This is a genomic window from Ketobacter sp. MCCC 1A13808 (assembly GCF_009746715.1).
GTDB lineage: Bacteria > Pseudomonadota > Gammaproteobacteria > Pseudomonadales > Ketobacteraceae > Ketobacter.
In genome coordinates this window covers 181,414-199,186 of the sequence record NZ_VRKW01000004.1, presented here as the reverse complement: position 1 = coordinate 199,186, position 17,773 = coordinate 181,414, and the positions used below count along the sequence as shown (strand labels likewise).

The following is a 17,773-nucleotide window of genomic DNA, read 5'->3' as shown; positions in this document are numbered from 1 at the left end:
TACTTTTTTGCGGTGTTAACTAGGAATAGATTTTCTCTATGAACGTGCTTGAACTGCTGTCCCGATTACGCCAAGCCAAAATATCATTAACCCTGGATGGGGAAAAATTAAAAATAAAAGCACCTCAAGGTGCGATCACGCCTGAAATAAAACAGCAACTTCAAGCCGCAAAAGCCGATATTGTTGAATTTCTGAAAGAAGCCCGCAGCAGCGGTGACGAAGACACCACAATACCTTCGATTGATCGTAGTGGTGAACTGCCGTTGTCCTATACCCAGGTTGCGCTTTGGACGATGGACAAGCTGAACCCCGGTACCATCGCATATAATTTACCGATGGCATTCAAATTCAGCGGTCAGCTGGATGAGTCCATACTGGAACAATCTATTCAAAGGGTTATCGCCCGTCATGAATCTCTGCGTTTACGGGTGATAGAGAACGAAGCGGGAGCACCCATAGCAGATTTCCGGGAAGCAGATGAATTCAGCCTGCCACGTCACGGTGTTCGCATAGATGAAAATGACGACTATGACGCAGCGATCAGAGCGGTGGTGGATCAATACGCCCATCAACCTTTCGTTCTGGCGCTAGGTCCGCTCTATCGGTTTGATTTGGTCAGGGTCAGTGGGGCAGTAGAACCGCATCAGGTGTTAGTTATCTGCCTTCATCATATTATTTCCGACGGTTTGTCACAAAATTTACTGGTACGCGAAGTGGCCTTGACCTATGCGGCGTTGCTGAAGGGTCAGCCTTCGCCGTTACCGGATCTGCCGATTCAATACCTTGATTTTGCGGCATGGCAGCGGCAGCAGTTGCAAGGCGAAAACCTGCAGCAGGAAATTGTGTTCTGGCAACAGCAGTTAAAAGGCGTGCCTTCCTTATTGGCATTGCCCACTGACCGACCCAGACCGGTTATTCAAACTACGAAAGGCGCAAAGTATCATTTTGAATTCGATGACAACACGGCATCTTCGTGTATGACATTTTGTCAGCAACGCAATATCACGCTGTTTATGGGCTTGATGACTGCGTTGCAAGTGGTTTTATCGCGTCACGCTCAGCAAGATGATTTTTGTCTTGGCATGCCCACCGCGGGGCGTCATCAAAAAGAAGTAGAACAGCTGATTGGATTTTTTGTCAATGGTGTTCTGGTTCGTGCTGATGTGAAAGCGAACCCCAGTTGGAACACGTTGATAGATCGCGTTAAGAACCGTTTGCTGGATGTGCTTGCGCATCAGCAGACCCCGGCGCAGTTGATATTCGACCATCTGGATATTTCCCGGAATCCCAGTTACCCCCCTCTGGCACAAGTCGGGTTCCAATTACAGAATTTTTCCGGATCGGTGCAATCCGGTGAACAGGAACAGGTCATGCTGGATACTTTCCGCAAAATGACCAACCTCACAATGGAACCGATCCGCATGGAAGAAGCGGATTCCAAATTCGATATGATTCTGAGCTTGGCGCAACAGGACGCCAAGTTGTCCGGCTATGTGGAATACAACACGGATTTGTTTGATGAAAGTACCATCAGCCGAATTATCCAGCATTTTGTAACCGCAATAAAAAGTATGGTGGCCCAACCTGAACAACGGATTATGAATGTGGTCCTGGATCCGGACTGGGTGTTGGCGGAATATTTGGGAGTAAGTGACCCCAATCGAATCAGCCGCTTAACCACGACCCAACTTGCCTTTGTTCAAGATCTGGAACTGCGTCCGCAAACCCGACAATACGCGGTAGGATTTCGCTACAAGATTGAAAAATCGGTTGATGTTGAAAAGCTAAAAACCGCTATATATCACGTTGTGAATTCGCATGCCGCTTTGCGTGCACACTATCAGCGATGCGATTTACCGTGGTGTGATCCTGCCTACCAGGTCATTGATGCTGAACGGGACGTGCCAATCGAGGTTCTTGATATTACCGGGCAATCTGATCCGGATCATTTTGTCGCTCTGCATTTTGATCGTTGGTGCTATCGTACTCATGATGTTTTTTCCGATGTTCTGACACGCTTCCAGATCTTGCTCGACGCAGAGCAAACGGCCTGGTTAACGCTGTCGTGCCACCATCTGGTGATCGATGGAATCTCCGGTATGGCCATGTTGCAGAAAATTGTAGCAGGCTATGAAGCATTATTAGCCGATCGTGCATTGCCTGACTTCCAGGACGGGTTTCTGGATTCGATTTTACGCCATCATCAGCAAGTGGATGCGGAGCCGGTTATCCGTTTTTGGGCCGAAAAAGCCCATTCAGTTGCGCCTCTTAGCTATTCTTTGCCCAAATCGTGGCAGCAGAATAATGAGTATCAAATTCCGCAGCAGCCCGTCAGCGAAGCATTGCTGGCAAAGATAAAAACCTATTGTCGTCGTAATAAAGCCCATCCCTCCCTATTTTACAGGCTGGTGGCGGCATTAGTGATACAGGAGTATTGCAGGCCGGAAGCGGATTTCGTGCTTTGGGACATACAAGCAGGGCGATTGGCATCGGAAGAGTCCGACATTGGTGTTTATTACCAACAGTCGCCGTTTATCATCCCGCTGGAGGTGATCCAGGGCAGTGCAAAGGCCGCTGATTTCTATCAACAGCAGAGGCAATACCGGCGCGAAATAAAAAATAACGGATTCGTTTCGTTATCCGAGCTTAATCGCCTGTTTCCGGCAGGCAACATCAGTTTTCAATTTAACTATTTCAACTTTCTTACGGATGTTGAAATGGACGGCTCCAGTACCTTGCCCTATACCTTTTCGTCTCATGTAGACAACACGGTGCAGATCTTTATCAAGGATTATGGATCCAGTCTTGAATTCGAGCTTTGGATGGACGGCAGCGTCTTTGTTCCGCAACAATTTTTGCAGCGCATGGTGTTGGTGATTGAACAGCTGATAGACGCACCGGACCGTCCGTTTTCTGGAGTACATTTCGATCTTAAGCAAGAATCAGAGCAGATTAAGCAGTGGAACGCCACCGATTCGGACTCTGTTATAAAGCACAGCACGGTCATCCATTGGTTCGAAGACACCGTGCAGAAATGCCCCGATGCTCCGGCGGTTATCACAACGCGGCAGACTCTAACCTACCAACAGCTTAACCAAACTGCTAATCAGTTGGCCGGGCTGCTTCGGCAGCATGGTATCGGGGCGGGAGATCGTGTGGGTATTTGTCTCGGCCGTTCACCGTGGATGTTGGTTGCGGTTTATGGCGTACTTAAGGCCGGCGCAAGCTACGTGCCGATCGAAGCCAGTTATCCGCAATCCCGAATCGAATATATTCTTACGGACTGCGCAGCGCCGGTGTTAATCACCGAATCCTGCCTGGCGCAAAATGTTAACGGGTTCAGCGGCAGAGTTACTTTCATCGATGAGCTAGACTTATCTGCATTTCCTGACGCTGATCTCGAGCAAAAGCCGGGTGCTGACGATGCTATTTATACTATTTACACATCGGGCTCCACCGGCAATCCGAAAGGGGCATCGGTAACCCATGGCGGGGAAGTCAACCTGCAAAAATGGTATACCGCCGAGGCAGAGTTCAGCGCTTCCAGCCGGTGTATTCTCGTCAGTGCATTCGGCTTCGATCTAACCCAAAAGAATCTCTACGCGCCGTTACTTTGTGGTGGGGCTGTGATATTGCCGGCCATGGACGAATACGATCCCGAAATAGTGCGCAGTACCATTGCCGAATATAAAGCGACGCACATCAATTGCGCGCCCAGTGCTTTTTATGCCATTGCCGAGCATTGCGATGATGTTTGCGCAGAACAATTACAAAGCCTGCATAAAGTGTATTTGGGTGGCGAACCAATTCGTTTGTCTGCGTTGCAATGCTGGTTACAGCATGCCTCTACCCAGGCCCACCTTGTTAACAGTTACGGCCCCACAGAGTGTACCGATGTGGTCTCCAGTTATGTTCTTCGAAATACCCATGAAGAGCAATCTGTTATTCCGATAGGAAAGCCCATAAATAACACACGAATTTATATTCTGAATGATGCGCTGAATCCTGTTCCTCTCGGCATTGTCGGTGAAATAAGCATTGCTGGTGCGGGTGTCGGTCTGGGGTATCTGGGGCAGGAAGAACTCACCGCAGCGGTGTTTGTGGATGATCTTTTTGGCGACGGTCGTTTGTACAAAACCGGTGATCTGGGGCGCTATTTACCGGATGGTAATATAGAGTACATCGGGCGCAAGGATTTTCAGGTAAAAGTGCGTGGCTTGCGGATCGAATTAGGTGAAATAGAATTTGCCATTAAACAGTTAGCGGAAATTGAGGACGCATTGGTCTTGGTGCAGGACGACCAATTAGTTGGTTATGGACTAACTGCACAGACACAGCCTCCCGCTGGCTGGCCAGCACAACTAAGAGAAACGTTACCAGACTATATGGTTCCGGCGAGTCTGATTGTTCTCCAGAACTGGCCACTCACGCCGAACGGAAAGATAGATCGTAAGGCATTGCCGTCAGCAGAAACGCAGCACAGTAACAGGCCTTATTTAGCGCCACGCAATGACATTGAATTTACCATTGCCGATATCTGGGTACAGATTTTGAAAGTGGATCGAGTCGGTGTGGAAGACAGCTTCTTTGAATTGGGCGGTCATTCATTGCTGGCAACACAGATTGTGTCCCGCATCCGTAAGCAGTTTGAGATTGAGTTGCCGATTCGCGATCTGATAGTTCACCCCACCGTGGCCCAGTTAGCGGAGCGGGTTGCCAAGGCACGTAAAGCGGGAGCGATGCGGGCATTATCGCGAATAGATCGCAGTCAGCGCATATCGTTATCAGCGGCTCAAAAAAGGATGTGGTTGCTGGATCAGATTGAGCCAGGAAATTCCGCTTATCACGTTCCCAGCCTGATCAAAGTGAAAGGCGCCCTGGATGTCAGCATCCTGGAGCAGGCGTTTTCTACGTTGGTTGATCGTCACGAATCATTGCGTACCCATTTCCCGTCGGATAGTGACGGCCCCCTGCAGGCATTTCAGGGTACAGGCCCGGTCGCCACCATAGAGCGGGTGGATGTAAGTGCACTCGCCGGGGACGCCATAAAGGGCAGGGTAGCTGCGTCCATTGTGAAACCGTTTCGACTTGCGGAAGGGCCGTTGTATCGCGCTTCTGTGTTTCAGATCAACGACTCTGAATCGATTCTGCTGCTGGTATTGCACCACGCTATTACCGATGGCTGGTCCAATAGTTTGCTGATACGTGAATTGGCACAAATGTATATCCAGTTGCGTACGCAGGGCACGGTTGATCTACCCGAGCCAGAGTTTCAGTATGCTGATTTCGCAGTTTGGCAGAATCAATTATTACAGGACACGCTTGAGCAGAAACTGCGCTATTGGAGCGACAGTTTGAAGGATGTGCCTGCCCTTGAATTACCCTTGGATAAACCCCGTCCGGCGGTGCAGACGTTTGCAGGTGAAACGCTGCCGTTCCGGCTTTCGCCTCAGGCTTCACAATCCATAACGGAGCTGGCGAACCGGTTTCAGGCGACTCAGTTTATGGTGTTGCTGGCCGCCTATGCGGTCCTGTTACAGCGTTATTCCGGTCAGGACGCTTTTGCTATCGGCACTCCAGTGTCGGGTCGCGACCGGCCGGAGTTGGAAAACATTGTCGGATTTTTTGTTAATACCATTGCCGTCAAAGTGGTGCCGGACGACACCGACAATTTTGAGCAACTGCTGGACCAGGTTAAGGAAACCGTGCTCAACGGTTTTGAGCACCAGGAAGTGCCGTTTGAACAGATCGTTGAAGAACTGAACCCGGCCCGGGATATGAGTCGATCCCCTCTTTTTCAGGTGATGTTAGCGTTTCAGAATTTACCCCAGGGCGAAGACTCCGCGACCGCAGCGCAATTGGGGGATATTGAAATTGCACCCTTCGATATTCCACTGAATACGGCTAAATTCGAACAGACATTGACGCTTTGGCCCCAGGGAAATCTCATTGCAGGTTCCTTTACCTACAACACGGACCTGTTTGCACAGGGGTCTGCACAACAGTTTATAGATCATTTTATAGCGCTGTGTGACGAGATTGCCGCGGATTCGAGCAAGGCGTTGCACCAATATGAAGTGTTGTCGGAGCGGGAAAAATCCCTGCAGCTGGAACAGTGGAATCAAAACGAATACCCATACGATAAACAACTGCGGGTGGAGAATTGGTTTCGTGAAAGCGCGAATCAACACAGTGCCAATCCGGCAATACAGTTCGGCTCCAATGTCCTCACTTATCAACAGTTGGACTTGGCCTCCGGTTTAATTGCTCAAAAGTTGGTGGACCACGGTGTAACACCAGGAGATTTTGTCGGTCTCGTTCTGGATCGCAATCTTCATCTGATGTCCGCCGTTTTAGCGGTCTTAAAAGCCGGCGCAGTCTATGTCCCCATTGATTCTGCATACCCCACAGAGCGCATACGCTTTATCTGCGAACAGTCAAAAATACGTACCGTGGTCAGTCGTCCACACTTGATGGCAAATATTCCTGACCGCTGTAACGTCATTGAAATCGATAGCATCACCGCTGCACAAACAGAAGAAGTGAAGGCACCGATAACAACTGCAGTGGAATCCGGATTGCGGGCAGAACCGGACGATCTGATCTATGTGATTTACACCAGCGGATCAACCGGCACGCCCAAGGCCACTGGTGCCTATCGTCGCAGCGAAATCAACCTGCTTAATTGGTATATTCATCAGTTTGGTATGAATGCCAGCGATTGCGTGCTTCTGCTCAGCGCTTTCGGTTTTGATTTGACCCAAAAGAATTTATTTGCGCCGTTGCTCACCGGGGCAAAATTAGTCATTCCCGAGTTTCAGGAATACGATCCACAGCGGCTGCTGAATTTGGTGGAGCAGCAACATATTACCTGGGTGAATTGTGCACCCAGTGCATTCTATCCTTTATTGGCGGATACATCCGACTGGTCAAAACTGCGTTCTATCCGCTACCTGTTTTTGGGAGGCGAGCCTATTAATCTGGCTCGATTGCAACCCTGGCTGGCTCAAGCTGATTGCACGTTGATCAATAGCTACGGCCCCACCGAGTGCGCTGATATCGCAGCCTGGCACAGGGTCGATTTAGAAACGGATTCGCAAGTGGCTCATCTGCCCATTGGCAGGCCAAACTATAACGTCGAGCTGTTTGTGTTGGGTGATCAGCAGCAGTTACTGCCCGTCGGGGCGGTTGGTGAGTTGTGTATTGCCGGGGATGGTGTCGGACCGGGTTACCTTAATCAGCCCGACCTAACGAACTCCGTTTTCCTGCCGCATCCGTTCCGACCGCAGTCCGAAGATAAAATCTATCGTACCGGTGACCGGGTTCGATACCGTGCCGATGGCGCAGTGGTTTACCTGGGTCGTAAGGATCACCAGATCAAGTTACGCGGGTACCGGATTGAAACCGGAGAAATCCAAACCGTCATCAATAGCCATGATAGCGTGCGCGATTGTCACGTTGATGTAATCAAAACCGCTACTGGGGCAGAACAACTCGTGGCCTGGGTTATTGCCAACGTCGATCCGGGCAACGGTGAGCAACACGCACCCGATACGCTTGTTTTGAGCGCGCATGCGCGACAACATTTGCCTCAATACATGGTGCCGGATGTGTGGCTGACCCTGGACGCCTTCCCGTTGACTCCGAACGGAAAGATTGATCGCAAAGCACTGCCTAAGCCGAATCCGGTGTCGCGATCTGCAAATCATGTTGAGGCCCGTACGCCGTTAGAGGTAAGTCTCGCTGAAATTTGGCGGGATGTATTGCAGTTGGACCAAGTCGGGGTGCACGATAACTTTTTTGAGATCGGCGGTCACTCCTTGTTGGCGACCCAGGTGGCTGCACGTATTCGTTCGCGCTTGGGTAAAACCGTGACCATACGTGAGTTCATGTCTGATCCGTATATCGAATCATTAGCCCGACGGATTGAAAAACAGGAAAAGCAGTCAGACGAATTGCCATTGTTGGCAGTATCGCGGGATCAGCGAATTCCACTTTCCTTTGCACAGCAGCGGTTATGGCTGCTTGATAAAATCGAACCAGGGTCCCTGGCTTATAACGTCCCCACGCTCTTACGCGTCAAAGGCAACATTGACACCGAACTTCTTCAACAGGCGTTAGCTGCAGTGTTTAATCGTCATGAAGGGTTGCGAACCTACTTTGCTGAAGACGAAGAGGGCCCATATCAAGCATTTTTAGCAGAAACAGACTGGATGCTTCCGGTTGCGGATATCGAGGTCGACTCCGCAAGCCCGCTTCCAGAGGATGTTGAGGCCGAGCTGAAGCGGCAGGTCGCCATAGAATTGATGACGCCGTTCCAACTGGATGGCGGTCCCTTGTTCCGCGCTAAACTGTTCCGTATTTCAGCCCAGGAGTACGTATTCAGTGTGGTGATTCATCATGTGGTGACCGATGGCTGGTCAATGAACCTGTTAATCAAGGACCTGGCTGCTGCGTATATTCAGCTAAGCACCTACGGCAGCGTTTTCTTCGAGCCGTTATCCGTTCAGTACGCGGACTTTGCTTATTGGCAAAGAACCAGACTCACAGCCGAAAAACAGAAGCAGCTTTTAAGCTATTGGACCCATAGCCTCAATGGTGTAGAACCGTTATCCCTGCCTACCGACTATGCTCGGCCACCGGTGCAAACCTATAACGGCAATACTCTTCGTTTCAGTTTGCCAGCAACGGTGGTGACAGCGCTCAAAGTCACTGCTCAGCAAACCGGTGCTTCGTTGTTTGCCTCGCTGTTGTCGGCCTATGCCGTGCTATTACAACGCTATTCTGGACAACAGGATTTTTGCATTGGAACGCCGGTTGCGGGGAGGGAGCACACAGAGCTTGAGACCACCGTTGGATTTTTCGTTAATACGCTTGCTATTCGGGTTCAACCCAGGGGCGAACTCACTTTCCGACAATTATTGGATGCTGTTAAATTACGATTGATGGATGATTTTTCGCACCAGGAAGTGCCGTTCGAACAGATAGTGGAAGCGCTTGATCCGGCTCGTGATATGAGCCGTTCCCCTTTATTCCAGGTCATGCTGGCGTATCAAAACCTGCCGGTTGACAAGCAACTGACGGCGGGGCAATCACTGGCCAGTGACCTGTCACTGGAAAGCTATAACCCCGGGGTTGATTCCAGTAAGTACGAAATGACGTTAACGTTGTGGGATAACGAAGACAGCCTGGGAGGATCTCTACAATTTAATACCGATCTTTTTGCTGTATCCGGTATGCGCAAATTGGTCAAAGATTTTCAGCAATTGATTGCCAGTCTGGCAGACCATCCCGATCTGCCACTATGCGAAATCGATTTTCTGTCTGAGGCAGAAAAACAACAACAGTTGATAGAGTGGAATCAGACCGAGCAGCCTTACGATGCGAAAATCTCGTTACATGCTGCGTTTACTGACAGTGCAACACAGTATGCGGCTAATATTGCAGTGCAGTGCGGCCAGGATCTACTGACTTATGGGCAATTGGAATCTCTATCTAATCGGTTTGCCCATTATCTTATAGACCAAGGCGTACAGCCTGGCGAACGGGTAGCGATTTGTCTGGATCGAAATTTGCACCTGATGACGGTCATCATGGGTGTTTTAAAGGCAGGGGCCACCTATGTACCGCTGGATAGCTCCTACCCCCAAGACCGTGTTCGTTATATTTTGGACAGCGCAGCTGTTAAGCGTGTCGTCACTCAAACGCATCTGGCAAACCTGCTGCCAACTGGGTTAACTCTGTTAATCCAGGAGCACGTGCTTGAGACGATTCAGCGTTATCCTTCCCACCCTCCGGCGCTTGAAGTCAGCTCAGAAACCTTGCTGTATTTGATTTTTACCTCGGGTTCAACTGGTAAGCCGAAAGGCACCGGCGCTTACCACCGCTCCGAAATGAACCTCATGAACTGGTACATAAACCAGTTCAACATGACAGCAAAAGACCGTGTCCTATTATTGTCTGCCGTCGGGTTCGATCTGACGCAAAAAAATCTGTTTGCGCCGTTGTTAACCGGCGCCACTCTGGTTATTCCGTCCTTCACTGAGTTTGATGTCGGTTTGATAAACTCGTTGATTGCGACCGCCGGAGTGACCTGGCTTAATTGCGCTCCCAGTGCGTTCTACGCCATGCAGGATGAACCTAATCAGTGGGCTAATCTAGCCACATTACGCCTGTTATTTCTGGGAGGCGAGCCGATCAATCTGTCACGGCTGCATCATTGGCTACCACAATCCCGTTGTCAGCTTATTAACAGTTATGGGCCTACTGAATGTACCGATATCGCGGCTTGGTATGCTGTCGACCCGGATCGCGATCTGCAAGCTGCTGCATTGCCCATCGGACGTCCTAACTACAATGTTCACCTCTATGTGTTGGGTAGTGATTTAGAATTGCTGCCGATTGGCGCGATTGGTGAGCTGTGCATTGGTGGCGCTGGTGTCGGGCCCGGTTACATTAATAACGCGGAACAAACACAGCAAAGTTTCGTGATCAATCCCTATGTGCCGGGTGAAACCATTTATCGTACAGGTGACCGCGTTCGTTACCGTGAAGATGGAGTTATAGAGTACCTGGGTCGGATTGACCATCAGATAAAACTACGCGGTTATCGTATTGAAGCCGGTGAAATACAGGCCGTGATCAACCAGGTGGCGGGTGTCAAAGATAGCCTGGTGGATCTTGTGGAAGATGCACAGGGTGTGAAAAGATTGGCCGCCTGGCTGGTTGTTGCCCAGGATTCCGGGGATTGGGGCGCTCAGTTGTCCGCGCACTGTGCCGGGTTTTTGCCTGCCTATATGTTGCCGGAGTTCTGGACACCCTTACCGGAATTTCCCCTGACGCCCAATGGCAAGGTTGACCGTAAGGCGTTGCCTGCGCCTGCCCTGGGCAGTGATGAGGAATACGTTGCACCGCAAACTGAATTAGAAACCCGGCTCTGCGATGCCTGGGCCAACGTGTTGGGTGTTGAACGGGTTGGCGTAACGGATAATTTCTTCAGGCTTGGCGGGCAGTCGTTACTGGCGACCCAGTTAGTTAGCCGCGTCGCTCGCTTATTAAATCGCTCGGTGAGCGTCCGCACATTGTTCGAATACCCCACGGTCCAGGGCTTCATCAACGCCGTTGACCAGCAAACCATGCAATTACAACGGCCGCCGGTTAAGCGTCGCAGTGAGCGGGAGCTTGCGCCGCTTTCTTTTGGACAGCAACGTCTTTGGTTTTTCGAACAGATGAATCCGGGCACCGGAGCCAATAGCATGCCGGTAGTCATAAAGCTGACCGGTGAGTTGGATCACAGCATACTTGAAAAGGCGTTCAGGGAAGTTATCCGTCGTCACGAATCCCTGCGAACTCACTTCACAGTCGATGATGCTGGCGAGCCTGTTCAAATAATTCAACAGCAGATCGACTTCCGGCTCAAGCGCCTGGATTTATCAAACCTCAGCGAGGAAGATGCCGAACAAGCGCTGCAGAGGGCAATTCAGGCAAATAATGCCACGCCTATTCAGCTAACCCAGGCGCCTTTGCTCTCAGCAACCCTGGCTGAAAATAGTCGGCTTGTGCCTTCGCAATACCACTTGCTGTTGAACATGCACCACATTATTTCTGACGGAGCATCACAGGTCGTCCTGTTTCGTGAGCTAATGACCCTGTATCTGGCATTTTTGCATCATCAGCCATCGCCGCTACCGGAACTGGCTATTCAATACGGTGATTTTGCACAGTGGCAGCGGGACTGGATGCAGCCGGATGTTATGGGACAGCATCTGGAGTATTGGCAAACGAAGTTGAGACAGGCGCCTAAATTGCTGGAGTTACCGTTGGATTTTCCACGACCAGCGGTACAATCAACGGCAGGAGACACGGTCAGCCTTCAGTTCGAAACCGGGTTTGTAAAACGCTTGCGACAGCACTGTAATGACAGCGAAGTCACGCCGTTTATGTTTATGTTGTTGGGCTGGAAACTATTGTTGTCCCGCTATAGCGGTCAGCAGGACATACTGGTTGGTGTGCCAACTATGGGGCGCCACACGCCAGAGCTGGAACCGGTCATTGGTTTCTTCATTCAGAGCCTGGTGTTAAGAAGCCGCTTCGAACAAAACCCCATAACCCGTAATGCATTGGCTGCGCTCCGTAAAACGGTGCTGGAGGGATTCAGCCACGGCGATGTTCCGGTGGACTTAATTGTAGAGCGGTTGGGTATCCCCAGAAGTTCATCCCATTCCCCCTTGGTACAGGTGGCGTTCCAGTTATTGGATAACGCCGGTTTTAATGCCACAAGCTTGATCGAAAATGCCAAAGTAGGGGATCTGCAAGTAGAGATGCTGGGCTCTCAGACCCATACTGCCAAATTCGATCTGACGCTAAACCTGGTGCTCAACGATGACCAGTTAAGTGCCTCTCTGGAATACAACACCCGCTTATTTAAACGCTCAACGGCGGAACAACTGTGTCAGCATTACTTGGCCCTGTGCTTGGATATGATGGACAGTCCGGACAAACCGGTACGGGCGCTATCGTTGTTTGGTAACACTGAACTGCTGACAGAGCTGGAAGCAGACCTTGATCGCTTTAGCCAGGCGATGCCACTGTCTGCGATGCAATACGATATGTTTATGGATAATCTGGTGAACCCGGATACATTGCAGTCCAGTCACGGCTGGCATATCCACGTGCATCGGGAACTGGATATCGAGCTGTGGCGGAAAGCCATTCAGTATCTGACTGACCACCAGCCGATGCTGAGAGTACAGTTCCTCGCTTCCGAAAAGCCTTATCTGGATATGGGTTATTTACTGGTAGAGCAATCCAAGTTGGTAGAACTTGAAGTGATTGATCTGGCTTGTTCTACCGGGATAGAACCCATACCGGAGCTCGAAGAGGTTGTGCGCACGCGGATCTACCGTACGTACAACCTGCATACGGATGATCTTATATCCCATCATGTCGTCCGCTTATCTGACGCCCATTTCGTAGTTATAACCGCAGTTCATCATGCCATACTCGATGGCGCCGCGCTGAATAGCTATTGGCAGCAATTAATTACCGTTTACGAGTCCTTAGCGCAACAGCAGCAACCCCGTATTGATGTTGTTGACTACAATGAATTTGTCCGGTTGGACCGTCAGCAGATGGATACAGCACCGGTGCTGGAGTTCTGGCGCAACCAATTCGCCGGTACCGCACCTCTGGACTTTACCATTCCCGCCCCAGTGCCACCCGCAGCTCATTTTGTTACCAAAGAACGGTGGCTGGAGGATACCCACTGGCAGGCCATAAAAGCCTTTAGTCGCGCTAACCGTATAACCCCCTCACACTATTTTAAATGCCTGTTCGGCTTACTGATTCGGCAATATTGCCGAGCTGACAGCGATTTCACAATCCAGGAAACCATGGGTGGGCGTATCAAAGGCCATGCTGAGGCTCTCGGTTGTTATATTCAGGAAATTCCGTTTATTTTCAAACTGGAACAGCTCGCAGCGGATAAAACCTTTAAGCAATTATTGTCCTACGCCCGGGAGTACCAAAAAGAAATCAAAAACCAGCGCCTCATTTCCATCGGTAAGCAGCTGGCTTTGTCGCCGCGAGGCCGGATCGGCTTTATGTTCAACTTCTACCAATTTCTGGCGACCACAGAATTTTTAGGTGAAACCCTAAGCCCGGAAGGCACGCCCAGTGACCCGGCTAATAATGTTCAGTTTGTGGTGACGGAAGTGGCCAACAAATTGAAGATGAATCTATTTTTTCATCAGCATTTGTTCGCCGACTTTGGTCTTTTACAGCGCATAGAGTCCATCAGCCAGCAGATTCTTGCGGCACCGGATATCCCGTTCTCGGAATTGACCTTCGTTGCTGACGCCACGGAAAAAATGAAGCTGTTAGAAACCTGGAACCAAACTCACCAAGCCTTCGATTTGTCGCTCTGTGTGCATCAGAAATTTGAACATCAGGTTTTGATGACGCCAGACGCCGTTGCCATTGTAGACGATCAGGTTCGTTACAGTTATCAGGAATTGAACCAGCGGGCGAACCAACTGGCACATACGCTGATTAACAAGGGTGTTGAGCCCGGCAGGCTAATAGGCCTCTGTGCCGAGCGTTCCGCTGATTTTCTGGTGGGTATTCTCGGTATTATGAAGGCCGGGGCAGCCTATGTGCCTATGGACCCGAAATACCCCGACGAGCGGGTGGCCTATATGGTTGAGAATTCTCAGGTGCCGGTGTTGATTACCCAGGCGCACTTGCTACAGAAAACGGCCAATGCCCCTCAATCTGCCGAACGGCTTTGTCTGGACCGGGATTGGGATCAAATAGCCTCTCAATCCACTGCGAATCCGAATCTGCTGCTCACCCCGCGCAATCGCGCCTATATGATCTATACCTCCGGCTCGACCGGTATGCCGAAAGGGGCCATTGTGCGGCATGATGGCGCCCTCAACCATATTGAAGCTGAGCGCCAGGTGCTGGACTTTCCCGCTGATTTTAGTTTTCTGCAATCGGCGCCGGCTTCTTCAGACATTTCCGTATGGCAATTTTTAGGCCCGGTCACCTGCGGTGGCCGGGTTGTGGTGCTGGACGATGTGACGCATTCGGAAAAGCTATTCCGGCTGGTTAAAGAGAACAGGGTAGACGTGGTTGAGTTGGTTCCCGTAGCGTTGCAATTGCTTATGGAATATGTGCGAGCGCTGCCCCGGGAGAACCGTTCACTACCGGCATTAAAATGGATGATGGCAACCGGTGAAGCGGTTTCTGTCGATTTGGTGAATGAGTGGCTGGCACTCTTTCCCGGTATCCCGGTGGTGAATGCGTATGGGCCCACTGAAGCGGCGGATGATGTAATTCAATGTGCCATCACCGAGCCCCTGCCTCCACATCAGAAAACCGTTCCCATTGGCAAGCCGCTGGCGAATTTGTCTGTGTATATAGTGGATGAACTATTGCGTCTGGTGCCGGCGGGTATAGCCGGAGAAATCTGTATTGGCGGTATCGGGGTGGGTGAGGGTTACTGGAACAATCCAGAAAAAACCAGGCAGGCGTTCGTTGCCGATCCTTATTCAGCAAAACCCGATGCCGTTATGTATCGCACCGGGGATCTGGGACGCTGGTTGCAGGACGGCTCGGTGGAATATCTGGATCGGGTTGATAATCAGGTTAAAATCCGCGGCTTTAGAATCGAGCTGGGAGAAATCGAATCTGCGCTTTCCGCAATTCCGGGTGTGCGCGAGAACGTGGTCGCAGTGCGTGATGACTTACCCGGCGGCAAAGCCATCGCTGCCTATGTTGTGGCAACGCATCAGGCCGGTGACCTCGATCCGGTAGCGCTGCGCGCTCTGTTACGCGAAAAACTACCTGATTTTATGGTGCCCGCGGCCCTCGTTGTTATGGAGAGCCTGCCGCTCACACCGGCTGGTAAAATTGACCGAAAAGCGCTGCCGCGTCCTGACGTAATTCAGCTTAGCGGTGGTGAGTATGTTGCTCCCCGCAATGAAACGGAATCCCGTTTGGCCGATATCTGGCAGTCCTTGATGCCGGTTGAGCGAATCAGTATTCGTGACAATTTCTTTGAAATTGGCGGACATTCCCTGATCGGCGTGCGTATTATGGCCCGAGTGAACAAAGTGTTCGGTACACAATTTCAAGTGGCAGCGTTGCTAACCAGTCAAACCATTGAGAAATTAGCGCAGCTGATTGAATCGGATGAACAGACTGACTCCTGCCTGGTGCCAATCGCAGTGAATACCAATGCGCCGATCTTTATGGTTCACCCGGTGGGTGGCGATGTATTGTGTTATGCGGATCTGGCAAAAGCGTTAGCAGACGGCTTTTCGGTCTATGGGTTGCGGGCGCAAGGACTTGACGGCGGCACAGCGCCTTTCAGCAGCCTGGATAACATGGTCGCAGAGTATGTACGCTGCATCCGTTCCGTTCAGCCTCGGGGCCCTTATCAGATTTTGGGGCAATCGTTGGGTGGGATCTTTGCGCTGGCCATTGCAGCGAAACTGGAAGCGGAAGGCCAGACCGTAACTCAGGTCTGGTTGTTGGACAGCTACAGCCCGGACTATCTGAAAGCACACAATCCTGGCACTGATCAGATACTTAGCTCTGCTCTGGGGCGTTCCATCGCAGCGTCGTCTGCAACAGCGGATGAAAAGAATGAGGCTTCCGCGGAATCCTTCTATAATTTAGCAAAGCAGTCAGGAAGCCTGCCGGAAGAATGGTCTTATCAACAATTTAATGGCCTATACCAGGTTGCCGTACAAAACCATACGCTCGCTTCACAATATGAAGTTGAAAATATCAGGGCTTGTGTGCATCATTTTACGGCAGAAGATAATGTGACAGGTGTACCGTCCCGTCAAAGTTGGGAACGAGTGCGCTCCGGTTTCAGCTATCATGATGTGCCAGGCGGACATGAATCCATGATGCAGGGTGTTAATGCATCGGAATTAGCCGCCCGTATCACACAGACGCTGAATAGCGATAACAACAATAAAGAATGAGTAAATCAATGCTAGTCGATGTATTTGAGCAATATGAATCTGAAGTACGTAGTTATTGCCGGGCCTTCCCCACGGTTTTCACCAAGGCGAAAGGGGCTTATATAGAAGCGCAGGATGGCCGTCGCTATCTCGATTTTTTTGCCGGTGCCGGTGCACTCAACTACGGTCATAATCCGGATTCAATAAAACACAAGCTGATTGAATACCTGCAAAATGACGGCATCCTGCACGGACTTGATATGTACACGGACGCCAAAGGTGCTTTCCTCAAAGCGTTGCAGGAACGAATTCTTATTCCTCGTCAGCTGGATTACCGGGTCCAGTTTTGCGGCCCCACCGGAACGAATGCAGTTGAAGCCGCGCTCAAGCTTGCCAGAAAAGTAACCGGGCGCCGAAACGTCTTCACTTTTCAGGGTGGCTTCCACGGTATGACCCTCGGCAGCCTGGCTTGCACCGGTAATTCCTACAACCGGGCTGCTGCGGGTACATCGTTGCCGGATGTGACGTTCATGCCGTATCCGTTCGGAGCGATGAAAAATATTGATACTATCGCGTATATTGAAGCGGTACTTTCCGATTCAGCGTCCGGTGTCGATAAGCCCGCTGCAATGATTTTGGAAACAGTGCAAGCCGAAGGCGGGGTCGTGGTTGCACCGGTGGAATGGTTGCAAAAGATTCGTGCGCTGTGTGATAAGCACGACATATTACTGATTGTGGATGATATTCAGATCGGATGCGGTCGCACGGGAGGTTTTTTCTCATTCGAACGTGCCAACATCAAACCCGATATTGTCACCTTATCTAAATCCATCAGTGGTAGTGGTTTGCCTCTGGCGATTGTGTTGTTGAAGCCGGAATTTGATAAGTGGCAACCTGGTGAGCATAATGGCACCTTCCGTGGCAACCAGCTTGCATTTGTGAGTGCAACCGCCGGGTTGGAGTTGTGGGATTCACTTAACATTCCCGCCCAGGTGGAAACCAAATCTGCCATTTTACAAAAAGAGCTTTCATCAATTGCCGAACGGCTGGATCCGCGTATTGAATTACGCGGACTGGGTATGATTTGGGGGTTGGATCTGACTCCGTTAAAGGAGCCGACTCTAATTGATCAGGTTACCACTAAATGCTTTGAAGAAGGGCTGATAATCGAGAATGCAGGACGCAAAGGGCAGGTCCTGAAGTTTCTTCCGCCTTTGACCGTGACCGAAACTGAACTGCGTGAAGGTATCGACATCGTTGAGCATGCGCTATTGAAAGTACTTAAATAATCCGCT

Annotated in this window: 2 protein-coding genes; both read left to right on the top strand. The window is 50.7% G+C overall.

The window, feature by feature from the left end:
* Window positions 1-38: 38 nt before the first annotated feature.
* A complete protein-coding gene (locus FT643_RS10385; RefSeq protein ID WP_156871324.1) occupies window positions 39-16,499 on the top strand; it encodes a non-ribosomal peptide synthetase in 16,461 nt (5,486 codons plus the stop codon).
* The gene (ectB, locus tag FT643_RS10380) at window positions 16,496-17,767 is read left to right on the top strand and encodes a diaminobutyrate--2-oxoglutarate transaminase (RefSeq protein WP_232340073.1); all 1,272 of its coding nucleotides are present in this window, start codon (window positions 16,496-16,498) and stop codon (window positions 17,765-17,767) included. Before FT643_RS10385 ends, ectB begins: the two co-directional genes overlap by 4 nt.
* Window positions 17,768-17,773 lie beyond the last annotated feature (6 nt).

Bases quoted from the DNA above. Each gene is read 5' to 3' on its own strand.
- FT643_RS10385 (WP_156871324.1), top strand. From the start codon at position 39: ATGAACGTGCTTGAACTGCTGTCCCGATTACGCCAAGCCAAAATATCA.
- ectB (WP_232340073.1), top strand. From the start codon at position 16,496: ATGAGTAAATCAATGCTAGTCGATGTATTTGAGCAATATGAATCTGAA.